The sequence below is a fragment of the Kitasatospora viridis genome, assembly GCF_007829815.1.
In the GTDB taxonomy this organism is placed as follows: Bacteria; Actinomycetota; Actinomycetes; order Streptomycetales; family Streptomycetaceae; genus Kitasatospora; species Kitasatospora viridis.
Genome location: NZ_VIWT01000002.1, coordinates 583,427 through 608,157 on the forward strand (window position 1 = coordinate 583,427; position 24,731 = coordinate 608,157).

24 protein-coding genes and 1 pseudogene are annotated in these 24,731 nt (G+C 73.5%); 14 read left to right on the forward strand and 11 right to left on the reverse strand.

The window, feature by feature from the left end; all coding sequences use genetic code 11:
• The first annotated feature begins 57 nt into the window (after positions 1–57).
• From FHX73_RS29875 to FHX73_RS29885, 3 genes are all read left to right on the forward strand, one after another.
• Entirely contained in the window at positions 58–948 is an 891-nt protein-coding gene (locus tag FHX73_RS29875) for a TIGR03621 family F420-dependent LLM class oxidoreductase (protein WP_145909002.1), read from the forward strand.
• Positions 949–1,059: 111 nt separating this feature from the next.
• Positions 1,060–2,604, forward strand: a complete 1,545-nt coding sequence (locus FHX73_RS29880; RefSeq protein ID WP_145909003.1) for a flavin-containing monooxygenase — start codon at positions 1,060–1,062, stop codon at positions 2,602–2,604.
• A gap of 91 nt (positions 2,605–2,695) precedes the next feature.
• Positions 2,696–3,529: a YhjD/YihY/BrkB family envelope integrity protein gene (locus FHX73_RS29885; protein WP_145909004.1), complete on the forward strand. Its 834-nt coding sequence runs from the start codon at positions 2,696–2,698 to the stop codon at positions 3,527–3,529.
• Between the two features lie 26 nt (positions 3,530–3,555).
• On the opposite strand, the gene FHX73_RS29890 is transcribed toward FHX73_RS29885, so the two are convergent.
• From FHX73_RS29890 to FHX73_RS29900, 3 genes are all read right to left on the reverse strand, one after another.
• Positions 3,556–3,837: a dsRBD fold-containing protein gene (locus tag FHX73_RS29890; protein WP_145909005.1), complete on the reverse strand. Its 282-nt coding sequence runs from the start codon at positions 3,835–3,837 to the stop codon at positions 3,556–3,558.
• A gap of 150 nt (positions 3,838–3,987) precedes the next feature.
• Positions 3,988–4,908 (reverse strand): C1 family peptidase, encoded by a 921-nt coding sequence (locus FHX73_RS29895; protein WP_145909006.1) that lies wholly within the window; start codon positions 4,906–4,908, stop codon positions 3,988–3,990.
• Positions 4,909–5,146: 238 nt separating this feature from the next.
• A complete protein-coding gene (locus FHX73_RS29900) occupies positions 5,147–6,385 on the reverse strand; it encodes a SulP family inorganic anion transporter (protein WP_170305134.1) in 1,239 nt (412 codons plus the stop codon).
• 166 nt (positions 6,386–6,551) lie between these two features.
• On the opposite strand from FHX73_RS29900, the gene pstS reads away from it, so the two are divergent.
• The 3 genes from pstS to FHX73_RS29915 all read left to right on the forward strand — a co-directional run bounded on the left by pstS (position 6,552) and on the right by FHX73_RS29915 (position 9,307).
• Positions 6,552–7,655, forward strand: a complete 1,104-nt coding sequence (gene pstS, locus FHX73_RS29905) for a phosphate ABC transporter substrate-binding protein PstS (protein WP_145909008.1) — start codon at positions 6,552–6,554, stop codon at positions 7,653–7,655.
• 114 nt (positions 7,656–7,769) lie between these two features.
• On the forward strand, positions 7,770–8,096 hold the full coding sequence (locus FHX73_RS29910; protein WP_145909009.1) for a hypothetical protein: 327 nt from the start codon (positions 7,770–7,772) through the stop codon (positions 8,094–8,096).
• Positions 8,097–8,251: 155 nt separating this feature from the next.
• Positions 8,252–9,307, forward strand: a complete 1,056-nt coding sequence (locus FHX73_RS29915) for an NAD-dependent epimerase/dehydratase family protein (RefSeq protein ID WP_145909010.1) — start codon at positions 8,252–8,254, stop codon at positions 9,305–9,307.
• A 22-nt stretch (positions 9,308–9,329) separates the two neighbouring features.
• Here the strand turns inward: FHX73_RS29915 and FHX73_RS29920 are convergent, their stop codons facing one another.
• Complete coding sequence (locus tag FHX73_RS29920; protein ID WP_145909011.1) at positions 9,330–9,692, reverse strand: hypothetical protein; 363 nt, start codon at positions 9,690–9,692, stop codon at positions 9,330–9,332.
• Between the two features lie 193 nt (positions 9,693–9,885).
• On the opposite strand from FHX73_RS29920, the pseudogene FHX73_RS45700 reads away from it, so the two are divergent.
• The 3 genes and pseudogenes from FHX73_RS45700 to FHX73_RS29930 all read left to right on the forward strand — a co-directional run.
• A pseudogene (locus FHX73_RS45700) lies at positions 9,886–10,599 on the forward strand (glycosyltransferase family 2 protein); the annotation flags it as partial.
• 174 nt (positions 10,600–10,773) lie between these two features.
• Positions 10,774–11,229, forward strand: a complete 456-nt coding sequence (locus tag FHX73_RS45705) for a DUF2064 domain-containing protein (protein WP_425461459.1) — start codon at positions 10,774–10,776, stop codon at positions 11,227–11,229.
• The gene (locus FHX73_RS29930) at positions 11,226–11,891 is read left to right on the forward strand and encodes a class I SAM-dependent methyltransferase (protein WP_145909012.1); all 666 of its coding nucleotides are present in this window, start codon (positions 11,226–11,228) and stop codon (positions 11,889–11,891) included. Before FHX73_RS45705 ends, FHX73_RS29930 begins: the two co-directional genes overlap by 4 nt.
• Before the next feature lie 41 nt (positions 11,892–11,932).
• Here the strand turns inward: FHX73_RS29930 and FHX73_RS29935 are convergent, their stop codons facing one another.
• Positions 11,933–13,363, reverse strand: a complete 1,431-nt coding sequence (locus tag FHX73_RS29935; protein WP_170305136.1) for a glycosyltransferase family 87 protein — start codon at positions 13,361–13,363, stop codon at positions 11,933–11,935.
• 184 nt (positions 13,364–13,547) lie between these two features.
• Between FHX73_RS29935 and FHX73_RS29940 the strand changes: the two genes are divergently transcribed.
• Both FHX73_RS29940 and FHX73_RS29945 read left to right on the forward strand, forming a co-directional pair.
• Positions 13,548–14,678, forward strand: a complete 1,131-nt coding sequence (locus FHX73_RS29940) for a molybdopterin-dependent oxidoreductase (RefSeq protein WP_145909198.1) — start codon at positions 13,548–13,550, stop codon at positions 14,676–14,678.
• Positions 14,678–15,151: a hypothetical protein gene (locus FHX73_RS29945; RefSeq protein WP_145909013.1), complete on the forward strand. Its 474-nt coding sequence runs from the start codon at positions 14,678–14,680 to the stop codon at positions 15,149–15,151. The genes FHX73_RS29940 and FHX73_RS29945 overlap by 1 nt, the downstream gene beginning before the upstream one ends.
• On the opposite strand, the gene FHX73_RS29950 is transcribed toward FHX73_RS29945, so the two are convergent.
• Together FHX73_RS29950 and FHX73_RS29955 are read right to left on the reverse strand one after the other, a co-directional pair.
• Positions 15,078–15,944, reverse strand: coding sequence for an S-methyl-5'-thioadenosine phosphorylase (locus FHX73_RS29950; protein ID WP_145909014.1), 867 nt, complete (start codon positions 15,942–15,944; stop codon positions 15,078–15,080). The two genes, FHX73_RS29945 and FHX73_RS29950, sit on opposite strands and share 74 nt — an antisense overlap.
• Positions 15,945–16,064: 120 nt before the next feature.
• Positions 16,065–16,916: a LysR family transcriptional regulator gene (locus tag FHX73_RS29955; protein WP_145909015.1), complete on the reverse strand. Its 852-nt coding sequence runs from the start codon at positions 16,914–16,916 to the stop codon at positions 16,065–16,067.
• Positions 16,917–17,011: 95 nt separating this feature from the next.
• On the opposite strand from FHX73_RS29955, the gene FHX73_RS29960 reads away from it, so the two are divergent.
• A complete protein-coding gene (locus FHX73_RS29960; RefSeq protein WP_145909016.1) occupies positions 17,012–17,743 on the forward strand; it encodes an SDR family oxidoreductase in 732 nt (243 codons plus the stop codon).
• Positions 17,744–17,827: 84 nt separating this feature from the next.
• On the opposite strand, the gene FHX73_RS29965 is transcribed toward FHX73_RS29960, so the two are convergent.
• Positions 17,828–18,847: a S66 peptidase family protein gene (locus tag FHX73_RS29965; RefSeq protein WP_145909017.1), complete on the reverse strand. Its 1,020-nt coding sequence runs from the start codon at positions 18,845–18,847 to the stop codon at positions 17,828–17,830.
• Between the two features lie 415 nt (positions 18,848–19,262).
• Here FHX73_RS29965 and FHX73_RS29970 point away from each other — a divergent pair, with 415 nt between their 5' ends.
• On the forward strand, positions 19,263–21,779 hold the full coding sequence (locus FHX73_RS29970) for a collagenase (protein ID WP_246213952.1): 2,517 nt from the start codon (positions 19,263–19,265) through the stop codon (positions 21,777–21,779).
• Between the two features lie 74 nt (positions 21,780–21,853).
• Here the strand turns inward: FHX73_RS29970 and FHX73_RS29975 are convergent, their stop codons facing one another.
• The 3 genes from FHX73_RS29975 to FHX73_RS29985 form a co-directional block, all read right to left on the reverse strand.
• On the reverse strand, positions 21,854–22,642 hold the full coding sequence (locus FHX73_RS29975) for a GNAT family N-acetyltransferase (RefSeq protein WP_145909019.1): 789 nt from the start codon (positions 22,640–22,642) through the stop codon (positions 21,854–21,856).
• 62 nt (positions 22,643–22,704) lie between these two features.
• On the reverse strand, positions 22,705–23,268 hold the full coding sequence (locus tag FHX73_RS29980; protein ID WP_145909020.1) for a dihydrofolate reductase family protein: 564 nt from the start codon (positions 23,266–23,268) through the stop codon (positions 22,705–22,707).
• 122 nt (positions 23,269–23,390) lie between these two features.
• On the reverse strand, positions 23,391–23,675 hold the full coding sequence (locus FHX73_RS29985) for a hypothetical protein (RefSeq protein WP_145909021.1): 285 nt from the start codon (positions 23,673–23,675) through the stop codon (positions 23,391–23,393).
• A gap of 214 nt (positions 23,676–23,889) precedes the next feature.
• Here FHX73_RS29985 and FHX73_RS29990 point away from each other — a divergent pair, with 214 nt between their 5' ends.
• Positions 23,890–24,726, forward strand: coding sequence for a M55 family metallopeptidase (locus FHX73_RS29990; protein WP_145909022.1), 837 nt, complete (start codon positions 23,890–23,892; stop codon positions 24,724–24,726).
• The last annotated feature ends 5 nt before the right edge of the window (positions 24,727–24,731 follow it).

The window sequence follows — 24,731 nt, forward strand, 5'->3', positions numbered from 1 at the left end:
GGGGGTTCACCGGCGCCTGCACGGCGGTCGGTCGAAGTATCAGGAGTACACAGGGACATGCGCAGCTTCAGGTTCGGTTTCTCGCTCGGCAACCACCTCACGCCCGCCGCGCTGGCCGAGACGGTCCGCACTGCCGAGACGTACGGCTACGACAGGGCGGTGACGGTCGACCACCTCGGCGTCAACCGCAGCTCGCCCTTCCTCGCCCTGCTGGCCGCCGGCAACGCCGGTCCGCGGCTGCGGCTGGGCACCTACGTGCTCAACAACGGATTCTGGAACGCCTCGATCCTGGCCCGCGAGGTGGCCACGCTCTCCCGGCTGACCGAGGGCCGGGTCGAACTCGGCATCGGCGCGGGCGTGGTGAAGTCGGAGTTCGACGGCGCCGGCATCCCGTTCGCGCCCTTCCGGCAGCGGTTGGACCGGCTGGCGGCGACCCTGGACGAGTTGGACCGGCTCTTCGCGCTGGAGACCGACCTGACCAGGCCGCCGCTGCTGCTCGGCGGCACCAGCGACCGGCTGCTGCGGCTCGCCGCCGAACGGGCCGACACCGTCAGCTTCAGCGGCTGGGTGCAGGTCCCGGGCCAGCCGGCCGGGACGCTCGGCATCATTCCCGCCGAGCACGCCGACGAGCGGGTGGGGCTGTTCCGCGCGGCGGCCGGCGACCGGCTGCCGGCGATCGAGCACGACGTCTTCGTGCTGGACGTCCGGGTCACGGACGACCGGCAGGCCGAGGCGGAGGCGGTGGCGGCCGAAGAGCCGTTCCTGACGGCGGAGCAGGCGCTGGAGAGCCCGTTCATCCTGATCGGCACGGTGGAGGAGATCGCCGACCAGGTCCTGCGCCACCGCGAGCGCTACGGGTTCACCTCGTTCACCGTGCAGCGCCCGTTCATGGAGGCGTTCGGTCCGGTGATCGAACTGGTCCGGAAGGCGGAGGGCGCCACCTCCTGACCCGACGCGGAACCGCCCGGCCCGGTAGTCGGGCCGGGCACTGCCGCGTGCGGCGCGGGGGAACGATACTGGTGCGGGCCGACCACCGCGGCGCCAGCACCGAGGAGCGACATGACCAGTACCCCGACACAAGGCGAGTGCCCCGCCACCGCGCCCGGGGAAGTCGAGCACCTGGACGTCCTGATCATCGGCGCCGGGATCTCCGGCCTCGGGGCCGGCCGCTACCTGAGCACCGAACTGCCGGCGAAGACCTTCGCGATCCTGGAGGCGCGCGACGCCCTGGGCGGCACCTGGGACCTGTTCCGCTACCCGGGCATCCGCTCCGACTCGGACCTGCACACCTTCGGCTACGAGTTCAAGCCGTGGCGCGACGAGGAGTCCATCGCCTCCGCGCCGCGGATCCTGAAGTACCTGCGCGAGACCGCGACCGAGAACGGCCTGGACAGCCGCATCCGCTACCACCACCGGGTGCTCGCCGCCGCCTGGTCGAGCGAGCGTGCACGCTGGACGGTGCGGGTCGAGCGCACCGACACCGGCGAGCGGACGACGCTGACCTGCGCCTGGCTGTTCTGCGCCAGCGGCTACTTCCGCTACGACCAGGGGTTCACCCCGCACTTCGAGGGCCGGGAGCGCTTCCGCGGCACCATCGTGCACCCGCAGCACTGGCCCGCGGACCTGGACCACGCCGGCAAGCGGGTGCTGGTGATCGGCAGCGGCGCCACCGGGGTCACCCTGGTGCCCGCGATGGCCGACACGGCCGCGCACGTGACGATGCTTCAGCGCACCCCGACCTACATCCTGCCCGTCCCCAAGAAGGACGCGATCGCCAACGCCCTGGGCAAGTGGCTCGGACCGGACCGCGGCTACGCGCTGGCCCGGCGCAAGAACATCGCCCAGCAGCGCCTGCTCTGGACCCTGTGCCAGCGGTACCCGAAGGCCGCCCGCCGGCTGATCCGCTGGGTCAACGCCAGGCAGCTGCCCGCCGGCTACCCGGTCGACGAGCACTTCAACCCGCCCTACGACCCGTGGGACCAGCGCCTGTGCGCCGTGCCCGACGGCGACCTGTTCAAGGCCATCCGGGCCGGGCGGGCCTCCGTCGTCACCGACCGGATCGCGACCTTCACCGAGGACGGCGTCCGGCTGGAGTCCGGCCGCGAGCTCCAGGCCGACCTCATCGTCACCGCGACCGGCCTGGACGTGCGGGCGTTCGGCGGACTGGAGGTCACCGTCGACGGCGCGCCGGTGCGCCTGTCCGACACCATCGCCTACAAGGGCATGATGCTCTCCGGGGTCCCCAACCTGGCCTTCTCGATCGGCTACACCAACAGCTCCTGGACGCTGAAGGTCGGCCTGCTCTGCGAGCACTTCTGCCGCCTGCTGGCCCACATGGACACCCACGGCCACGACATCTGCCGCCCCGAGCCGGCCGATCCGGCGATGCCGACCCGGCCGTTCCTGGACTTCGCCGCAGGCTACGTCCAGCGCGCCGTCGACCGGCTGCCCCGCCAGGGCGACCGGATGCCGTGGCTGACCTCGATGGACTACCACGCGGACGTGAAGCTGCTGCGCGCCGACAGCGTCGTCGACCCGGAGCTGCACTTCGCGCGGGCCGGTGCGCGGGCCGGTGCTGGTGCTGCTGCCGGGAGCGCCGACTGACGCGGCGTCCGGGTGCGCGGGACCTGCGGTGGGCGTGGCGGCGCTCGCCCGCGCCCGCGGGTGTGTGACAGTGGGCTCGGGAGGCGGCGCGATGGCCAGGAGCGGCGAGGGGCCGGCCGGGCTGCGTGCCTCGGCCGACGAGTGGCGGCGGCTGGTGCGCCGGACCGCCTTCGACACCTGGCGGCTCGGCCGGCAGGTGGAGCTGCTGGAGCGCTCCATGGCGTTCGCCGCGCTCTGCTTCGTGACCCTGGTGCCGCTGCTGGTGGTGATCGCGGCGGCCTCGCCCATCCACGGCGACGGGGTCGCCGACTGGATCACCGACGCACTGGGGCTGTCCAGCCGGGCCTCACGGCCGGTGCGCGAGCTGTTCGTCTCGCGCCGACAGGTGCTGACCACCACCACCGGGTTCGGCCTGGCCGCGCTCGCCGTCTTCGGCGTCTCGCTGATGGCCTCGATGCAGCGCGCGATGGAGCGGATCTGGCACCTGCGGCCGGCCCCCTGGCACGCCGCCTGGCGGCAGGTGCTGGGGCTGGCCGGACTGGTCGGGTACATCCTGGTCGCCGCCTGGAGCGGGCTGCCCTGGCCCCACACCGTCCAGCCCTACCTGCGGATCTGCGCCACCGTGCTGGGCGGGTTGGCCCTGTTCTGGTGGCTGCCGCGGCTGCTGCTCTTCAAGCGGGTGCGGTGGCGGGCGCTGCTCCCCGGATCGGTGGCCACCATGGCGGCGCTGGCCGGGCTGCGGGTCTTCTCCCAGCTGGTGTTCGCGCCGCTGATCGTCTCCAACGCGCTCTCCTACGGCGCGGTGGGCACCGTGCTGGTGGTGCAGTCCTGGCTGGTCGGCGTCGGGTTCACGGTGTACGCGGGCGCGGTGCTCGGGCGGGTGGTCGGGCCCGGACCCGAGCGGCTCGGACCGGAGCTGTCCTAAGCGGGTGGTTCTGAGGGCGGATCAGCTCACTCGCGCAGCGCGGCGTCGTTGGCGGCGGCGCCGGTGGTGCCGGTGGTGCCGGAGCGCAGCAGCCGGTGGCCGAGCTCGATCAGGGCGCGGCCGGCCGCGTAGTCGTCGCCGATCCCGGCGACCGGCGGGTCCTGCGGGCTGCGGTGGGCGAGGGTGCGGCACTCCAGGTGGGTCTCGCCGGTGTCGAGCACGGCGTGCGCCCGGGTGTCGTCGCCGTCTTCGAGGAGGTCCAGTCGCAGGGTCCAGCGCTTGGTGCGGGCGGGGGCGCGGGTGGTCATGGCGGACTCCGTTCGGCGGCCGGTGCTCTCCTTCCAGCGTCCACCCGGCGGACGGTGCACGCACGGGACCGGCCCCGCTGTTGGGGGCAGCGGAGCCGGTCGGTGCGATCAGCTGATCAGCGGATCTGGTGGATCAGGTGGCGCGGTGGCTCAGTTGGTCGCCAGCTTGCCCATGGCGTGGACCTCGTCGACCACACCCGCGTTGAAGAAGCTCCACGGGAGGTTGGCGAAGCCGCCGTTGCCCCAGTTGCTGGTGCCCCAGCTGTTCTCGATGGTCACGCCCTGGTCGTTGTAGCCCACGATGGTGATCTCGTGCCCGCCGACCACCGGGTCGCTGCTGGTGTCGCCGGGCATGTAGCTGTAGTCCGACGCCGTCTGGGAGTTGAGGTCCATGAAGCTCTGCTGGACCGAGAAGCCGAACGGCACCGGCTCGCCCTGGGAGATGGCGTCCTCGATGGCCGCGCGGGCCTGGTCGCCGCTGGTGGGCAGCTCGGCGAAGCCCGAGAGCTTGTAGCCGGCGGCGTTGGCGGTCTCGTTGGCGTCCGGCTGGGTGGTGAAGTCGGTGGTGCCCTGCCAGTAGTCGGCCTGGGTGTCGATGCCCTGCTGCTGCTCCATCGGCAGCGCGACGCTGGCGTAGGTGCCCTGGTCGTTGCCCTGGGCGATCTGCGAGTAGATGTACATCGGGGCCATCGGCGCGCCGCTGATGCCCTGCTCGCTCATCAGGATGCCGTAGCCGGTGTAGCCGGTGGCCCAGGTGACGCAGGAGCCGACCTGGCCCTGGTCGCCGGGGGAGAGGGCGTACTGCGACAGGTCCGCGCTGGCCGGGGCGGCACCCACGCGGGGGAGCGGGGCCATCGCGGCGAGGGTCTGCGGGGTGGCGAAGTTGGCGCGCATCGCGTGGGAGTGCGCCTTCAGCGCGGCCAGGTCCAGGCCGGTCGCGAAGTGCTTGTGGTGGGCGTGGTGCCCGGCCGGCCGCGCGTCGGGGGTGGCCGCGGTGGCGACGCCCGCCAGGGCGAGGCAGGACGACAGCGCGATGGCGCTGCTGATACCGAGGGCTATCCGGGAACGCATGAATGAAGCTCCTTGTGGGGGTCGCCGGCCACCGTCGGGCGGCCGGCACGCCGCACGGTGCCCTTGGGGGTGCAGCGGGCATCCGTGCGGAGAGCGTGTGGTGCGTGGGGGTTGCTCCGGCTGACGGCGGGTCAGCCCGAGCGATGCTCACCGTAGGGTGTCCGACCAGGACATGTCATGGGTGGAACATGACAATGGCGGAAAGTAGACAGGAATCTTTCAGGGATTGACAGGAAACTCACAGGAAGTCAGGTTCCGCTTCGGCGCGGGCGCCCAGCGGCCGGCGGCGCAGCGCGAGCGAGGCCCCCGTCGCCGCCAACAGAGCGTAGGTGAGCGGCACTTCGGTGCTGAGCGCGAGGGTGCCGAGCAACAGCGCGCGGTCGACGGCGCCACCGCGCCAGGCCAGCCCGACGGCCGCCCGCCGCCCGACGAGCAGCTTGCCGCCCACCAGCGCGAGCAGCGCGCCGACCACCGGCAGCGGGATCGCCGCCACCGCCCGGCCGCCGAACGCCACCAGCAGCGCCAGCGCCACCCCCGAGGAGACGCCCGCCCACCGGGTGCGCCCGCCCGCCGCCACCGCCACCGCCGTCCGGGAGAGCGAGCCGCCCGCCGGCATCGCCTGGCAGAACGCGCCCGCCAGGTTCGCCGCGGCCTGCGCCCAGACGTCGTGACCCCACCGGCGCCGAACCTGCGCTTGCTGCCCGGGCGCCGCGACGCCGGCCGCCTGCGCCAGCGCGACCAGCGCCACCGCGGCGGCGCCCAACGCCAGCCGGGGCAGCACCGGCCAGCACGGCACGGTCAGCGCCGGCAGCCCCGAGGGCAGCGGCCCGAGCGAGGCGGCCGACGGCACCGGCAGGTGCGCCCAGCACACCCCGGCACTGGTCGCCGCCAACGCCACCGGCACCGCCAGCGCCCGGACCCGGCGCACCGCGAAGACGGCCAGCCAGACCAGCACCGTCGCCACCGCTGCGACGGCCCGCGCCCGCTCCCACCCGTGCGGGTGCGCCGCGCAGAGCAGGATCCGCAGCACCGGGTTGTGCCGGTGCGGGTGGTAGCCCGTCGCCTCCGGCAGCGCGCCCGCGACGATCTGCACCGCGATCCCCGCCGAGAATCCGGTCAGCGCCGCCGGCCGCACCCGCCGCAGCAGCGCGTCCACCCGCAGCAGCGCCAACACCGCCATCGCCACACCGACCAGCAGCGCCAGCGCCGCCACGTTCCCCGGAGTCGCCGTCAGCTGCGCCTGCTGCAGCGCGGTGCGCGAGGTCAGCGCCACCGCCGTGGTCAGCGTGGTCACCAGCACCGGCGTCGCCGACAGCAGCGAGCCCAGCGCCGCCGGCACCACCCCCGCGTACAGCCCGGCAGCCGGTTCGAATCCGGCCATCGCCGCGTACGCTATCCCCTCCGGCACGCTGAACAGCGCCGTCACCAGGCCCGCCAGCAGCTCCGCGCCGACCCCGCGCCAGGCAGTCCGATCCATCCGGCCAGCCTGACGGAGCATCCGCCGACCGCCCGTCAGGCGGCACGCCGCTGTCCGTCGTTCGGGTGGCCGGACGGCGTGGGAGCACGGCGCGCGGGCCCGGCGGCGTATACGACTGAACGGCAGGCACGGCGGCCGATACGTACCCGGTGAGGAAGGGCCCACCTTGACCCAGCGCACCAGGCGGGCCGGCGCCCTCGCCCTCGCTCCTGCCCTCGCCGCCACGGCCCTGCTCACCGCCTGCGGCACCGACGACAACGGCACCATCGCGCCGTCCGCCGACATCAGCTGCGCCCCCAAGCAGGCCCCGCTGCTGGCCGCCGGCTCCACCGCCCAGGGGCCCGCCATGGACCTGTGGCGCACCGTCTACGGCGCCACCTGCACCGGCACCCTGGTCACCTACGCCGGCGGCGGGTCGGGCACCGGCGTCCAGCAGTTCAACCAGGGCAAGGTCGCCTTCGCGGGCTCCGACTTCGCGCTCAAGCCCTCCGACGTGGCCGGCTCCAAGGCCGCCTGCCCGGGCGGCCGGGCGATCGACCTGCCGATGGTGGCCGGGCTGGTCTCGATCGTCTACAACCTCGACGGCGTGGACGACCTGGTGCTCGACGGCCCGACCCTGGCCAGGATCTTCGACTCGCAGATCACCGCCTGGAACGACCCCGCCATCAAGGCCCTCAATCCCGGCGCCGACCTGCCCGCCGCCGGCATCACCAGCTTCCACCGCTCCGACGACTCCGGGACCACCTTCAACCTCAGCTCCTACTTCGCCGCGAGCGGCGGCGGCGCCTGGCCCTCGGCGCCCAACAAGAGCTGGCAGGGCAAGGGCGGGCAGTCCGCCAACGGCAGCGCCGGCGTCTCCGCGCAGATCCGCTCGGTGAAGAACTCGATCGGCTACGTCGAGCTCTCCTACGCCCAGCAGAACAACCTGAAGAGCACCGCCATCGCCACCGGCGGCCCCCGCCCCGTGCCCGCGACCGCGACCAACGCAGCTACCACGCTGGAGAGTTCGACGGTCGTCGGAACGGGCGAGGACCTCGCGCTGCACCTGGACTACGGGACGACGGCGCCGAACGCCTACCCCGTCGTGCTGGTCACCTACGAGATCGTCTGCGACAAGGGCAACCGGGCCGCCACCCTGCCCGCGCTCCGGGCCTTCCTCACCTACACCGCCTCGGACACCGCCCAGCAGGCCATCGCCGACAAGGGCTACGTGCCGCTGCCGGCCGCGCTCGCCGGCAAGGTGAAGACGGTGATCGGCGAGCTCGGCTGAGCCGCTCGGGCGGAAGAGTGGAATGTGTACGAACTTGTGTGCGCGAGCGGCGCGGCGGCAACGGATCCCACCGCTCGGCCCCCACCCGAGGGGCCACCCAGTGAGAGGATCCCCATGCGCCTTCGACGACTCGCCGGAGCGGGCCTGGCAGCCGTGGCACTCACGGCCACCCTGGCCGCCCCCGCCCAGGCCGGCACCCTCCCCGAGACGGTGACCGCCACCGGCTCCCCGGGCGGCGTGGTCGCCCTCTGCCCCGACGGTCTGCACCCGGCCGACTGGAGCATCACCAACGGCGACGGCACTCCGCTCGGCAACGACCAGCGGTGGGAGTGGACGGTGGTCGGGGACGGCGACAACGGCATCGGCGCCTGGATCGCCCCCTACGACAACTCCCCGCCCCCGCCGCCCAGCATCAGGCTGACGGTCTTCTGCGACTGCTGACGCGCAGGGTTCAAAGGGCCCGCCCGGTCCCGATCCCGCTCGCGCGGGCGGCACCGGGCGGGCAGCAGGCCGAGCAACTCGGCGCTGCTTACGAAACGCTGACGGCGCGTGGTCGTACCGGGTATTCGGCGACCTCGCGGGGATAGCGTCGCGGCATGGAGATTCTGGTCACCGGCGGTGCCGGGTTCATCGGTTCGGCGGTTGTGCGGGCGTTGGTCGCGGCGGGGCACGGGGTGCGGGTGTTGGACGCGCTGCTACCGGTGGTCCATCCCTCGGGGGAGCCGGGGGAGTTGCCGGAGGGGGTCGCGTTCCAGCGGGGTGACGTGCGGGACGCCGGGGCGGTGGAGCAGGCGCTCAAGGGGGTGGACGTGGTGTGCCACCAGGCCGCGATGGTGGGCCTGGGGCTCGACTTGAACGACGCGCCCGAGTACGTGGGCTGCAACGACCTGGGGACGTCCGTCCTGCTCGCGGCGATGCACCGCACCGGTGTCCGGGGGCTGGTGCTGGCCGGGTCGATGGTGGTCTACGGGGAGGGCTGCTACCGGTGCGCCGAGCACGGGGACGTGGCTCCCGGCCCGCGCCGGGCCGCCGACCTGGACGCGGGGCAGTTCGAACCGCCCTGCCCGCGGTGCGGTGCCGCGCTGCAGCCGGGGCTGGTGGACGAGCAGGCACCCGGCGACCCCCGCAACGTCTACGCGGCCACCAAGTTGGCCCAGGAGCACCTGGCCGCCGCCTGGGCCCGGGCGGCCGGGGCGGCGGTCGTGACGCTCCGGTACCACAACGTCTACGGCCCCGGGATGCCCCGCGACACCCCGTACGCCGGAGTGGCCTCCCTGTTCCGCTCGGCGCTGGCCCGGGGCGAGGCGCCCAGGGTCTTCGAGGACGGCGGGCAGCGCCGGGACTTCGTCCACGTCGACGACGTGGCGGCGGCGAACCTGGCCGCGCTGCACGCGCTGGGCACCCGGCCGCCCGGCAGTGCGCGGGCGTACAACGTGGGCAGCGGCACCGTCCACACCGTCGGCGAGATGGCCGCCGAACTGGCGGCGGCCCACGGCGGCCCGCCGCCCGTGGTGACCGGCGAGTACCGGCTCGGCGACGTCCGGCACATCACCGCCGACTCGTCGCGGCTGCGCACGGAGTTGGACTGGCGGCCCCGGGTGTCCTTCCGCGAGGGCATGGCGGAGTTCGCCGGGGCGCCGCTTCGGGTTTGAGGCTCAAGTAGTTGACGAACAGTCAGATCTGACTGGGCAGCAGAGTCGGATCATGGGGAGTCAGGAGTTCCCGCAGATCGGCCAGCACCCAGCCCAGCCGCTCGACCCCGGCGCTCAGCCGGCGCAGCTGGGCCGCCGGCTCCGCCGCGCCCGTGCCGGCGCCGCGTTCGGCCATGTCCTGGAGCGCGGTGCCGACCTCCGCGAGCGGACCGTGCAGGTCCCGCAGGATCCAGGCGATCAGCTCCTGGCGGGAGCGCTCCGCGGTGCGCGCTCTCAGCAGCGCGGAGGCGGCGGCATCGCCGATCGGACGTGCCGTTGGGGCAAGGGCGCGCTGGCCGTCATGCTGCTGACGTCGGATCGGGGCACCGCGGTCGCTCGGTCGCATCGTCGCAGTGGTTGGGGTGTGCATCACCCGGACGACGATAGGAGCAGGCGGACCGCCAACAGCACCGGCCACGGGCCGCGTTCGAGTTCCGTAAGATCCGCCGGACACAGCGCGACCAGCGGTATCCGGAGGACGACACGTAGGACTTTCGTAAGGTGCCGCTGCGCCTTCCGGCGGCCGCGCTGCCGTTAGCGTGACGAGCGTGACCTCACTCTTCTCCCCGTCTGTCGACGTGGTGCTGCCTTGCCTTGACGAAGCGTCGGCGCTGCCGTGGGTGCTCGGCCGGATCCCCGCGGGTTGGCGGGCGATCGTCGTGGACAACGGCTCCCGGGACGGCTCCGCGGAGCTCGCCCGCTCGCTGGGGGCGACCGTCGTCGAGGAGCCCCGGCGGGGCTTCGGCGCGGCCTGCCACGCGGGGCTGCTGGCGGCGACCGCCGACCTGGTGTGCTTCCTGGACTGCGACGGCTCGCTCGACCCCGCCCAACTCCCCAGGGTGACCGGGCCGGTGACCGGGGGCACGGCGGACCTCGTGCTCGGGCGCCGCCGTCCCGTCTCGGTGGGTGCCTGGCCGGCGCACGCCCGTCTGGCCAATGCGGTGCTGGCCCGGCGGCTGCGGGCCCGGACCGGGGCGCCGTTGCACGACCTCGGGCCGATGCGGGCCGCGCGCCGTGAGCGGCTGCTCGCGCTGGGGCTGGGCGACCGGCGCTCGGGCTACCCGCTGGAGATGGTGCTCGCCGCCTCGGCGGCGGGGATGCGGATCACCGAGACGCCGGTCGACTACCTCCCGCGCTCCGGCCGCTCCAAGGTGACCGGCACCGTGCGCGGCACCCGCCAGGCCGTGCGCGACATGCGCGCGGTGCTCGCCGCCCCGCCGCCGACCCTGCTGGTGATCGCCAAGGCGCCGGTGCCGGGCCGGGTGAAGACCCGGCTGACCCCGCCCTGCACGCCCGAGCAGGCCGCCGCGCTGGCCGAGGCCGCGCTGACCGACACCTTGGAGACGCTGTCCGCCGTGCCCGCCGGGCGCCGACTGCTGGTGCTGGACGGTGCACCGGGCAGCTGGCTGCCGCCCGGCTGGCAGGTGGTGCCGCAGGCCGGCGGCGGGCTGGACGAACGCCTCGCGGCGGCCTTCGCGCACGCCGCCCGGCTGGCGCCCGACGCCCCTGCCCTGCTGGTCGGGATGGACACCCCGCAGCTGACCGCACAGGCGCTGGCCGAGCCGCTCGCCGCGGCCCACCGGGCCGGGGTGGACGCCTGGTACGGGCCGGCGGCCGACGGCGGCTTCTGGGCGCTCGGCCTGGCCAGGCCGACGGAGCGGCTGGCCGCCCGGCTGCTGCTGGGCGTCCCGATGTCGGACCCCGGCACCGGCACCGCGCTGCTCGGCCGGCTGGCCGAACAGGGTCTGACGGTCAGTCAACTGCCGCAGCTCACCGATGTGGACACCGTTCGGGACGCCCACGAGGTCGCGGCCGCCGCGCCGGGCAGCCGGTTCGCCGCCCGTCTGCGCTCGATCGCGCTGACCCCGGAGGTGACGGGGTGACCCGCACCGCCGCCTGGGTCGACGACCCGTTCGCCGAGGCGGTCCGCACCGGGCGCGGCCCGCTCTGGCTGCGGCGCGGCGACGGCGGGCGGATCCGGCTCGACGTCGAGCGCTGGTGCGCGCCCGCCGCGGGTGCGGACCTCGGCCTGCTGCAACGCTGCACCCGGCTGGCCGCGCCGGTGCTCGACCTCGGCTGCGGCCCAGGGCGGCTGGTGGCCGCGCTGCTCGAACTCGGCGTGCCCGCGCTCGGCGTCGACGTCACCGGCGCGGCCGTCGCGCGCACCCGCCGGCTCGGCGGCCCGGCGCTGTCCCGCTCGGTGTTCGACCGGCTGCCCGCCGAGGGCCGCTGGGGCGGCGCGCTGCTGGCGGACGGGAACCTGGGCATCGGCGGCGATCCGGCCGCACTGCTCCGGCGTGGAGCCGAACTCCTGGCCTCAGACGGGGTGTTGCTGGTCGAGGTGGAGCCGCAGGACACCGACGAGCGCTGCACGGTGCGGGTCGAGGGGCCGGACGGCAGGCTCGGGCCGCCGTTCACCTGGGCCCGCCTGGGCGCGGACGCCGCCGCCCGGCGGGCCCGGGCGGCCGGACTCGCCGAGTCGGAGCGGTGGACCTCGCACGGCCGGTGTTTCCTCGCCCTGCGCAAGGCGTTCCGCCCGCGGTGACGCCCCGGGCGCGGGGGCCGGGGTTAGCCCGGCCCCCGCGCTCAGGTCAGCACTGCCGGCCGGTCCTCCCGCTCCTGCTGCTCGTCCCGCTGGTTCCTACGGCTGGCGGCCAGTCCTGCGAAGCACCAGCGCACCAGCGCGCCCGCCAGGACGAAGCCCAAGGCCGCGCCGTAGGCGTCCTGTTGGACCTCGTCGCCGCCCAGCAGGTACAGCACCTGGCCGGCCGCCGGCACGGCGAGCCACTCCCAGCGCCCGTCGAGCGCGACCAGCGCCACCACCAGCAGCCCGTACCACGGGTAGCTCGGCGCGACCACCAGCAGCGCAGTGCCGGTGACCAGCAGCGCCCCGCCCCACGGCCGGTCCGGATCGCCGCCGCGGAGCACCCGCAGCACGACGGCACCCAGCACCAGCGCCGCCCCCCAGGGCGCGAGCCGGTCGGGCAGCACCATCCGCAGCAGTCCGAACCGCTCGACGTGGGCCTGGTCGTAGCCCTCCTCCCGCAGGTAGCCGGGCAGGTAGCCCACCACCCCGGCGCCGGACAGCGCCACGTACGGCAGGTAGGCGAGCGCGAAGGCCGCCACCGCCGACCCCAACAGCGCAGCGGCCCGCCGGAGTTCACTCCCGCTCGGGTGGCGCCGTGGGAACCCTGCGAGCACACCGGACAGTGCGCCCGGCAGGGCCAGGGCCGGCAGCAGCTTCGTGGAGACGGCCGCGCCGAGCAGCGCGCCACCCACAGCGGCCCGCCGCCGGACCGCGCAGCCGAGGCCCGCGACCATCAACAGCGCACCGAGGGTGTCGACATGGGCGTCGTTCACCGACCACACGGCGATCCCCGGGAACCAGCCCCACAGCGCCGCCCGCCACCGCCTGCGCCCGACCAGCAGCAGCGCCCCCGTGGTGGCCACCGCCAGCAGCGCCCCGGCGGCCTGCACCCCGCGCACGCCCCGGCCGAGGGGGTGCACGGCGAGGAACCACGCCTCGGCGACGGGCGGGTAGATGGTGTGCACGGCGGGGCGGTTGATCCGGGTGCAGGCGCCGTCGGCCGTCCGGCGCTCGTCCCACTCCGTGCACGCCGTCCCGGCCGTCCCGGTCGGGAAGAGGCCCGGATCGCGCAGCCGGGCCAGCGCCGGGTCCTCGGGGGAGTAGCGGTACGGCGAGATGCCGGCCGCCTGGACCCGGCCGTCCCAGACGTAGCGGTAGGCGTCGTCGCTGGTGCGCGGCGGGGTGAGCAGGCCCACGGCGGCGACGGCGACGCTGCCCGCCAGGACCAGCGGGACGGTGAGCCTGGCCGGCACCCGGCGCAGCAGCAGGACGGCGAGGGCGAACAGCGCGGTGTCCAGGGCGTACCAGTCGCACAGCGGCAGGCCGTGGGCGAGCCGCGGGCCGCCGGTGAGGGTGCCGGCCAGCGCGGCCAGCAGGCCGAGCAGGGCCAGCAGGGTGAGGACACAGGGCAGGACGGTTCGGGTGAGCACGCGCCCACCCTGCCACCGGGCGTCGGCCGTCCACCGCAGGGCGGCCGTGCCGTTCGGATTCCGTAAGGGTTCGCTGCGCCTCCCGGCGGCCCGCAGGCGCTTCGATGGAGAGGTGCGATCCCGAACTCCCGGCGCCCGTCGCCGTTCCCGCTTCCGCCTCCCGCTCCCGCCCCACCTTCCGCCGCTGCCGCGCCTGCCGGCTCCGCCGCGGGTCGGCCCGTTCCGCGAGGGCGCGTTCCGCTCCCCGCTGCACGAGCCGCGCACCGCGGTCGTGCTCGGCCGGTGGCTCGGCGCGGCGCTGCTGACCTGCTTCCTGACGGGCCTGTGCAGCCACCTGCTGCAGGACCCGCCGTCCTGGCTGGCCGGCCGGCTGCCCAGCCGGCCGGTCCACGGGTACCAGGTCACCCAGGGCCTGCACGTGATCAGCGGCATCGCGGCGATCCCGCTCGTCGGCGCCAAGCTCTGGACGGTCTACCCGCGGCTCTTCGAGTGGCCGCCGGTGCGCGGCGTGCTGCACGCGCTGGAACGGCTCGGCATCGCCGTGCTGGTCGCGGCGACGCTGCTGGAGCTGTTCACCGGGCTGTTGAACACCCTCCAGTGGTACCCGTGGCCGTTCCCGTTCCGGCAGACCCACTTCTGGCTCGGCTGGCTGGCCACCGGCGGCCTGCTGGTGCACGTGGCGGTCAAGGCCCCGCTGATCGTCCGTCACTGGTGGCGCGTCGCACCGGGATTGGCGCAGCGCCGGGCCTTCCTGGGCGCGGTCGCCTCCGCGGTCGGCGTGGTCACCCTCACCACGGCCGGGCAGAGCGTGCCCTGGCTGCGCCCGCTGGACCTGCTGGCGCCGCGCCGCCCCGACCTCGGCCCGCAGCACCTGCCGGTCAACCGCACCGCCGAGCAGGCCGGCACCGGCACCGTCCCGCCGGGTTGGCAGCTGCTGGTGGACGGCCCCCGGCCGTACCGGCTGACCCTCGATCAGCTGAGGGAACTCCCGCAGCACGAAGTCGAGTTGCCGATCGCCTGCGTGGAGGGCTGGAGCGCGACGGCGCGCTGGTCGGGCGTCCGGGTCTCCGACCTGCTGGCCCGGGCGGGCGCACCGCCCGGCGCCGCCGTGCGGGTCACCTCCCTGGAGGCGGACGGGCCCTACCGGGTCATGGAGATGCCCGCCCCGTACGCGGCCGATCCGCTGACCCTGCTCGCGCTGCGGGTCAACGGCGAGGTGCTGGACGCCGACCACGGCTTCCCGGCACGGATCATCGCGCCGAACCGCCCCGGGGTGCTGCAGACCAAATGGGTCGCCCGACTGGAGGTGCTGTGATGGCCCGGCTGCTGCGCGCCGCCCTGCTGGTGGCCGGACTCGGCGTCCTGGGGTACGGCGGGTACGGGTTCCTCACCGACCCCTACATCACCGATCCGGTGAGTGTGCTGGTCTGGGCGGGCGGGGCGCTGGTGGTGCACGACGGGTGGTGGCTGCCGCTGGTCTGCCTGGTGGGTGCCTGCGCGGTGCGCGGACCGGTGCTGCGCTGGTGGCTGATCGTCGCGGCCGCCGTCACCGCCGTCGGCCTGCCCGCGGTGCTGCGCGCCGGCATGCCGCGGGTCAACCGGACCGTGCTGCCCCTGCCCTACCTGCGGAACCTGGTGCTGGTCCTGGCGGCCACCGCCGGGCTCGCGCTGATCGTCGCGCTGGCCCGGCGGTGGCGCGGTGCCCGGGGCGGAGTCAGTCGCCGGGCAGGCCCGCAAACCCCGTCGTCAGGCCGTCCAGCGCGTGGCCGCAAGGGCAGTCGCGAGTGACCGGCAGCTGCTCCAGGGCCTTGAACAGGACGGTGCGCAGCCGGTCCACGTTGCGCGCGAAGACCTCCAGCACCTCGGTGTGGGTCACGCCCGCGCCGCTCTCCACACCCGCGTCCAGGTCGGTCACCAGCGCCAAGGAGGTGTAGCAGAGGGCCAGTTCGCGGGCGAGGACGGCCTCCGGGTGGCCGGTCATGCCGACCACCGACCACCCGGAGGCGGTGAACCAGCGGGACTCGGCGCGGGTGGAGAACCGCGGCCCCTCGATCACCACCAGGGTGCCGCCGTCCACCGGCTCCCAGGCGGTGTCCCGCGCCGCCGCCAGCGCGGCGCGGCGCCCGGCGGGGCAGTACGGGTCGGCCATCGACACGTGCACGACCCCCGGCACCTCCCCGCCGGGCAGCGGCACGCCGTCGTAGTAGGTCTGCGGCCGGTCCGAGGTGCGGTCGACGAACTGGTCGGGCACCAGCAGGGTGCCCGGCCCGTACTCCGGGCGCAGGCCGCCGACCGCACACGGCGCGAGCACCTGGCGAACGCCCAGGGAGCGCAGCGCCCACAGGTTGGCGCGGTAGTTGATCCGGTGCGGCGCCAGCGTGTGCCCGCGGCCGTGCCGGGGCAGGAAGGCGACCCGGCGCCCGGCGACCTCGCCGAGGAAGAGCGAGTCGCTGGGCGGCCCGTAGGGCGTGTCGACGCTGACCTCGGTCACGTCGTCCAGCAGCGCGTACAGGCCCGAGCCGCCGATCACTCCGAGGGGCGCCTGCGGTGTCTGATGCTCCGTCAACTGATGTTCCGTCATGTCTTTTGCCTTCGTCTCACTGCTCAGGGGTGGCACCGTCACCCTAGGTGGCACACGTGCCGGGGTCGGCGCGACTCGGCCTTACGATTCGCGAACGTCGTCCGGCGGTCCCTGGCGGAACTACTGGAGCTGTGTCGCCGTTCGGACGAGGTCGGCGACGGCCCTGGAGCGGCTGTGCGGTGGCCAGGCGATCACGGTGGTGACCTGCGGCGCGTCTACGACGGGCACGGCGGCGAGGTCGCCGTGCAGTTGGGCGCGGCAGGATTCCGGTGAGACCGCGCAGGCCCGGCCGAGCGCGACGAGCTGCAACAGCTGCGCGTGGTCGCGGACTTGTGGGCCGGGGCCGGGAGGGTAGCTGCCGTCGGGGGCGGGCCAGCGCGGCAGGGGCAAGCCCGGCAGCGTGCTGATCTCGGCCATGCGCACGTCGGTCCGGGCGGTGAGCGGATGCCCGGCCGGCAGGATCACCACCTGGCCCTCCGTGCGGAGTTCTTCGGTGTGGAAGCCGGCGACCGAGTCGAACGGGCGGTGCAGCAGCGCGACGTCGGCCCGGCCCTCGCGCAGGAGTCGTGCCTGCTCGCCCGGGCCGCACAGGATCACGTCGACGGGGACCGCCGCGGGTGCGGCGGCGTACGCGGCGAGGAGTTCGGCGAGCAGTTCACTGGACGCGTTGGCCTTGGTGACCAGGACCAGGCCGGGACTGCCGGTCGGGGACAGCGCGGCGCGGCGGGTGCGGCGCTCGGCGGCGTCGACGGCGTCGAGGGCGGCCCGGCCCTCGGTGAGCAGGACCGAGCCGGCCTCGGTCAGCGCGACGGTGCGGCTGGTCCGGTCCAACAGCGTTGCCCCGAGGCGGCGTTCGAGCTGCTGGATCGCCCGGGACAGCGGCGGCTGCGCCATCCCGAGCCGCTGCGCGGCGCGCCCGAAGTGCAGTTCCTCAGCGACGGCGACGAAATACCGCAGTTCCCGGGTCTCCATGACGGCACAGTACCCCGCATCAATACCTGGACGGTATCGGTGTAGCCCCGATCGGTCTTGGACCCCCGCCAGGGTCCGAGGGCAGCATGGTTCCCATGAACGAAGGAACAGTTGCGCTGGTCACCGGCGCGAACAAGGGGATCGGCTACGAGATCGCGGCGGGCCTGGGCGCCCTCGGCTTGCGCGTCGGAATCGGCGCCCGCGACGACCGGCGCCGCCAGGCCGCGGTGGAGAAGCTGCGCGCGGCCGGCGTCGACGCGTTCGGCGTGCCGCTGGACGTGACCGACGACGCGAGCGCGGCCGCCGCCGCACAGCTGATCGAGGATCAGGCCGGGCGCCTGGACGTGCTCGTCAACAACGCCGCCATCAGCGGCGGCATGCCGCAGGACCCGACCGGGGTCGATCCCGCCACCGTCCGGACGGTCGTGGAGACCAACGTGATCGGCGTCATCCGCGTCACCAACGCGATGCTGCCGCTGCTGCGCCGCTCCGCCTCGCCGCGGATCGTCAACATGTCCAGCAGCGTCGGCTCGCTCACCCGGCAGTCGGACCCCGACGCCGAGCAGATCGCGGGCCCGGTGGCCGTGGCGTACGCGCCGTCGAAGACCTTCCTGAACGCCGTCACCCTCCAGTACGTCCGGGAGCTCCGCGGCACCAACATCCTGATCAACGCCGCCTGCCCCGGCTACGTCGCGACCGACCTCAACGGCTTCCGCGGCTTCCGCACCCCCGAGCAGGGCGCGGCGATCGCCGTCAAACTCGCGACCCTGCCCGACGACGGCCCGACCGGCCAGTTCTTCGACGACACCGGCGTGGTGCCCTGGTGACGCGGATGTGAGCGCTGTCGCCGGGAGCCGGCCGCGCGTCGCGCGGCCGGCTCCCGACCGGACAAGCTCACCGGTCCCCGGTGCTCAGCCGACCGGCCCCGTCGTCCCGTGCGGCGCCGCCGCAGGTTCGAGCAGCGACAGCGTCCGCTCCCGCGCGTCGAGGGCGACGCGGATGCCCACCGGCATCGGCAGGTTGGGGCCGGCGTGCCCGACCTCGACGTTGCCCAGGACCGGGATGTCGCGGTCGCCGAGGGCGTCGAGGACGATCTCGGCCAGGGTCGGGGACGCGCCGGGCTCAAGCCCGGCGATGTCGCGCGGAGTGCCCACGACCATGCCCGCGATGCGGTCGAGGATGCCGCTGTGGCGCATCACCTGGAGGTAGTTCCACACGTACGAAGCCAGGCCGCCCAGCTCCTCCCAGAACAGCACCGCACCGTCGAACCGTTCGAGCGGCAGCGCGAAGGGCGTCGCCTGCGCCAGCACGATGCGGTTGATCACCCCGCCGACCAGCGGGCCCTCGACCCGACCGGGGCGCCAGCACTCCCACGACGGGCTCGACGGCAGGGCGCCGATCGCCTCGGTGCTGGTCAGCAACTCGGCGTAGAGCGCCTCCAGTTCGCGCTGGCGCTGCACGGGCGCGGACCGCCAGTGACCGCCGAAGCCGGGGACGGCCATGTCGGCGTGGAACCCGACCAGGCCCGTGCGCGCGTGGAGCACCAGGTGCAGCAGTGAGATGTCGCTGTAGCCGAGGATCGGCTTGGGGTCGGCCTTGACCGCCTCGAAGTCGATCAGGTCGAGGTAGCCGAAGGCCATGTGGCCGCCGTCGCTGGCGACGATCGCGCGCACCTCGGGATCGCGCAGCAGACCGTTGAACTCCTTGGCGATCTCCTCCGGCGTGGCCACGCCCCACCAGTGGCGCTGCCCCACTTCGAGCAGCGGGGCCCGGCGCACGCGGAACCCCATCCGCTCCAGCACGACCACCGTCTGCTCGACGTTGGGCTCGTAGGCGGCCGTCAGCGGGCTGGACAGCGCGGCGATGACGACGAGATCTCCGGGCCTCAGGGCACGCGGGCGAAGCAGCCGGGGCAGTGCGGAATCAGTCATGGCGCCAGTGTTGCCGGTGCCATCGAGGGGGGCACCCGATTTTCGCCGACCACGGCTGGACGCACCGTCAGTTGGGGTTCGTGCAAAGGCGTCGAGATCCCGCTGGAATGTCGGCGGAACGCGCGCTGGGGTGGGCCATCGCGCCAGCTGGCTCGGTGTGCGTCGGTGCGCCTCGGTGTCGCAGGGACAGTGGCAGCCTGGCAGCCGATCTGCGGCCAATGCCACCAAAAGTCCCCAAGGTTCGCCATCAAAATTCCCCAAAAACATTAATGACATGTCACACCCTATTGATCTGGCAGTTTCGTGCGTGAGACGGTGCCAGGCAGTGCCTCGTCCCCCTTCCCTCACCGAGGCGCGTCCAGTGGACCCCCACCAAGGAGTGACGATGCGTCAGCCGTCAAGGCTGCCCCGGATCATGGCTGTGCTTGCCGCAACAAGCACCGCCATCACCGCTTTTGCCACCACCCCGAGCTTCGCCGCCGCGCCCGCGAAGCCCACCCCGCAGATCGGCCAGGCCGCGAACCCCGACCGCGGTCCGAGCCCGACCGGCAGCATCGCCAGTGTCAGCAGCGCCGTCGACGGCGGTGCGCAGAACGGCCGGACCGCCCCCACCCTGCTGCCCCCGCGCGCGCCGCAGACCGCCGCCCCCGAGGCCGCCCCGGCTCCGGCCAAGTCCAAGCCCGCCGCCGCCTCCCGTGCCGCCGGACAGGCGGCCACCGCCGCCACTTCGTGCACCCCGGCGGACTTCTCCGGCCGCACCGGGGCGGCCCTGGTCTCGTTCATCGAGGGCTCGACCGAGGACTGCATCAGCTCGCTCTACCCGCTCCGAGGCAGCGTCGCCACCTCGGTGTTCAAGGAGAGCCAGATGACAGCCGTGGCCAACGGCTTCCAGAGCTCCGCCGCGGCCTACACCGGGGACAACTCGACCGGGCTGTTCCAGCTGATCTACTTCCTCCAGGGCGGCTACTTCGTCCAGTCCAACGACGTCGCGGACATACCCGCGTACGACGCCTCGCTGACCAACCCGGTGCAGGCAGGACTCGACGCCATCGTGGCCAGCCCGCACTTCACCGACGTCACCGACGGCAACGGCACGGTCGCCGGCCAGGCGATGATCCTGAGCGACTCCGCCAACCTGCAGGCCCGTTACATCAACACCTACAAGCAGGTGTTGAACGGCTACAACAGCTCGTACGACTCGTCGCGGGCCATGGTGGGCTTCGTCAACGACGTGTTCACCCCGATCTTCCGCGGCCACCAGCAGCCGGCCTACGTCGCCGCGGTCACCGCCGACCCGAGCCTGATCACCACGCTCGACACCTTCGCGCAGAACCACCTCTCGATGCTCGGCGGCAGCGAGAGCTTCCTCGACGCGAACGCCGCGCTGGAGACCTCCCGGTTCAGCGAGCACCCGGCCCTGCTGCCCGTGGTCAAGCCGATGGTCCAGCAGCTGCTCTCCGAGACGCAGATCAGCGGCCCGACCGCATCCGTCTGGGCGCCCGTGGCCGGCATGATCAACTATGCCGACCCGAACAACTGCTCCTACTACAACACCTGCAACCTGCCGACCCGGCTCAAGGCCGCCGCGCTGCCGATCAGCTACACCTGCGACTCGACGCACAGCATCCTGGCGCAGAGCCTGACCGCCGCCGACCTCACGGCCGTCTGCACCAGCCTGGAGAACCAGGACGGCTTCGTCCACAACCTGGTCAAGGACAACGGCCCGATCCCCGGCCAGTACGAGAACACGCTGCAGATGGTGGTCTTCGCCTCCCCGCAGGACTACCAGACCTACGCGGGCGGGATCTACGGGATCGCCACCAACAACGGCGGCATGACCCTGGTCGGCGACCCGACCAACCCGGCCAACCAGCCGATCTCGATCACTTACCAGAACGGCAACGACGGCTTCACCGCCGGAGTCTGGAACCTCAACCACGAGTTCACCCACGCCCTCGACGGCCGCCTGGACATGAAGGGCAACTTCACCCAGCAGACCGCCGTGCCGGACGTGTGGTGGATCGAGGGCGTCGCCGAGTACGTCTCCTACACCTACCGCAACGTCACCGACACCGGCGCGGTGGCCGTGGCCCCGCTGCACACCTACGCGCTCAGCACGCTGTTCCAGAACACCTACGAGAACAGCGACACCACCCGCACCTACCCGTGGGGCTACCTCGCCGTCCGCTACATGGTCGAGAAGCACCCGGACGTCATCCAGAACATGCTGAGCCACTTCCGCACCGGCGACTACACCGGCGGCTACGCGGTCTACAACTCGATCGGCACCGCCTACGACGCCGACTTCAACACCTGGCTGGACGCCTGCGCCGCCGGCGCCTGCGTGGTGCCCGGCACCCCGAGCCCCTCGTTCTACGTCGGTGCCAACGGTCTGAACGTGCAGTTCTCCGACACCTCGACCGAGATCGGCAGCGGCAGCATCGTCTCCGAGGCCTGGAACTTCGGCGACGGCGCCACCGCCACGGGCCGGTACCCGACGCACAGCTTCGCCGCGGCCGGCACCTACAACGTGAGCATCACGGTGACCGACAACTACGGCAAGTCCGAGACCACCACGGAGCCGGTCACCCTGAGCACCGCGCAGATGTGCGGCTCGACCAACACCCAGCTGCTGGACCGGAACTGCTACCGGGCCAACCAGTCCGCGACCGCGGGCAACCTGGACTACTACTACATCTACCTGCCGGCCGGCACCACCACGCTCAACGTCACCGCCAACGGCGGCACCGGCACCGCCTACCTGCTCTACAACCCCAACACCTGGGCCACGCCCTCCGCCTACACCACCGGCTCGACGGCCAACGGCACCACCCAGAGCCTCACCGTCACCAACACCACGGCCGGCTACCGCTACATCAGCCTCTACGCCCAGACCACCTTCAGCGGCGTGACCATCACCACCCAGTACTGACAGCTGTGGGTGGTGGCGGCCCGGGGCTTCGGCCCCGGGCCGCCACCACCCACGCACCGGTGGTCGGACGGGAGTCAGCTCAACGGGACGGCGTAGATCGGCTCCTGGCCGAAGGACGTGAAGCCCGCCTTGCGCAGGATCGGGGCCGAAGTGACCACGTTCCCCTTCACCAGGGCCATCCGCGCGCCGTGCGCCACCGCGTAGGACAGCCGCGACTCGACCAGCGCCCGGTAGATGCCCCGGCCGCGCTCGGCGGGCACCACGACCCCGCCCGACAGCCGGGCGACGCCGTCCACCAGCGAGAGGCCGCCGAAGCCGACCGGCGCCCCGTCCACGTACGCGACCAGCATGCCGCCACCACCCGCGGGGACGGCGGCCGCGTACTTGGCCGCCGCCGCCTCGATCTGCTCGTCGGGCGGCAGTTCCCCACCGAACCCGACGACCGCGACCGCCGATCCGTCCCGCGCGGTCTCGAAGTCGGTGGCCCAACGCACCGTCAGGTCCGCCGTGGGCGGCGGCAGTACGGGTATCTCCTGGCCCAGGTCCCTGGCCAGGACCTCCAGGGTGAGCTTCACCTGCCCGCCGCGCGCGGTCAGCTCGCCCGCCAGCCCGGCCGGCGCGCCGAGCCCCACCTCCCAGTCCAGCACCGGCACTTCGAACGCCCGCGCCCGCTCGATCACCGCGTCCACGGCCGCACCGAGCGGCCCGGACCCGGTCGGCGTGAAGGCCAGCACCGACAGGTCCCAGGCGAAGTGCTCGGGCAGCCGCACCAGCGTGAACCCGTCGCCCTCGACGACCTCGGCATCGTCCGGGGCCCACATCCAGGCCGCACTCGCGGCCGCGACATCAGTAGCGCTCAACATGCGCCGCATCCTAACCGTCCCGCCCTGGCCGCCCGGCCGCCCGGCGGCCGCGGAGCGGTCGGCTAACGCGCCACGCGGTAGCGGAGGTAGACGACCCGTGAGGCGAAGGTGCGGGTCTCGACGAGTTGCAGGTCCACCCGGCGCTCGTGCTGCGGGAAGAACGGAATGCCGCCGCCGACCAGCACCGGGTAGACCCTGGCCCGGTACTCGTCGATCAGACCCAACTCGGCCGCCCCGGCAGCGAGGGTCGCACCGCCGATCGCGATGTCACCGTCCCCCGGCTCGGCCCGCAACCGCTCGACCTCCTCCGCCAGGCCGCCGGAGGCCAGCCGGGCATTGCCCTGCACCGCCGACAGCGTCCGGGAGAACACCACCTTGGGGAGCGCCTTCCAGGCCGCGGCGAACTCGACCGTCGAGAAGCCGAGCTCGGGATCCTGCTCGGCGGTCTCCCAGCACACCATCGTCTCGTACAGCCGTCGCCCCAACAGGTGCACGCCCGCCTCCCGCACCTCGTCGGTGGCGAAGCGGAAGACCTCCTCGTCGGGCGGCGTCCAGTCGAAGCCGCCGTCCGGCCCGACGATGTAGCCGTCCAGTGAGACGCCCATCGAGTACGTCACGCGGTGCATCAGAAACCCTCCTCGGCAACGGGTTCGACACTACGACCGCCGAACGCCGACGGGCACCCGCGACGCGGGGTTCGCGGGGCCGAGTCACCTCGCGGGGTCAGTTCGTTGCGAACGCCCCGGGCTCAGGCCCGATACGTGCCCTTCCGGCTCCACAGCACCACGGTGCCGTCGCGGCCGCCTGCGGCGGCGAGCAAGAAATGGCCGACGACCTGCGCACCGGCGGCCCGCTTGGCTTCCTCCAGGGCGCCGACCGCTTCCATCAGCTCCCGGGCGAAGGCGGGGTCCTGCTCGGCTGCTGCCGCCAGTTCCCGCTCGACGTTCCCCCGGGTCAGCGCGCTCGGCTCCGTCTGACCGATCGCCGCCTCCCGCTCCAGCCGCGCGAGCTCCCCGCCCACGCGAATACGCATGCGACCGCGGTCTCGATCATGATCGTCACAATGCCCCTCACGTCCCGGCCCCGGGGACGAACCCCCTTCCCTTCCCACCCGGTCGCGCTCCCACCCCGGCCGCGTCGTGAGCCCGGTGCTCGGAGCCGGATCGTGTGACGAGTTCTCAGGGACGGGGAACCGAGTGAAGAGCAGCTGACGTCTCCCGAATGATCAAGCTTGAGGAGACGACGCAGTGCGGATCTACATCAGCGCGGACATGGAAGGCGTCACGGGGCTCGTGGACGCCGACGACGTCCAGCCGGGCGGCCGGGACTACGAGCGCGGACGGCTGATGATGGCGGAGGACGTCAACGCCGCCATCAGGGGCGCCCTCGCGGCCGGTGCCACCGACATCACCGTCAACGACGCGCACGGCCCGATGCGCAACCTCCTCCCCGAGGCGCTGCACCCGGCGGCGCGCCTCATCCGCGGCAAGCCCAAGCAGATGCTCATGCTCGAAGGCCTCACCTCCGAGCACGACGCCGTGCTCTGCGTCGGCTACCACTCGCGGGCCGGTGAGCTCGGCGTGCTGAGTCACAGCTTCATGGGCCACGAGATCGAGGACATCTGGCTGGACGGCCGGCCCGTGGGCGAGATCGGCCTGGCCCACGCCACCGCGGCCGCCATCGGCGTGCCGGTGGCGGCGCTCACCGGTGACGACCGCGCCTGCGTGGAGATGACGGACTGGGACGCCTCGGTGACGACCGTGGCCGTGAAGCACGCGCGGGACCGCTTCACGGCAGACCTGCGCCCGGCGGACGAAGCCCGTGCGGCCATCGAGCAGGCGGTCGCCGCCAGTCTCGCCGCACTCCCGAAGGCTCCGGCCATCGATCCGGCTCCGGCCCCGGCCACTCTGACGGTCCGTTGGCAGTCGGCGTCGGTGGCCTCGACGCTGCTGGGAATTCCCGGGGTCACCTCGGTCGATGCCCGGACCGTGCAGGCCGAAGGCGCCCTGCCCAGCCTCTACCGGCTGTTCGGCGTGTGGATGCGAGTGGCGGCGTCCCTGACCAACCAGGCGCCGTACTGCTGACCGGC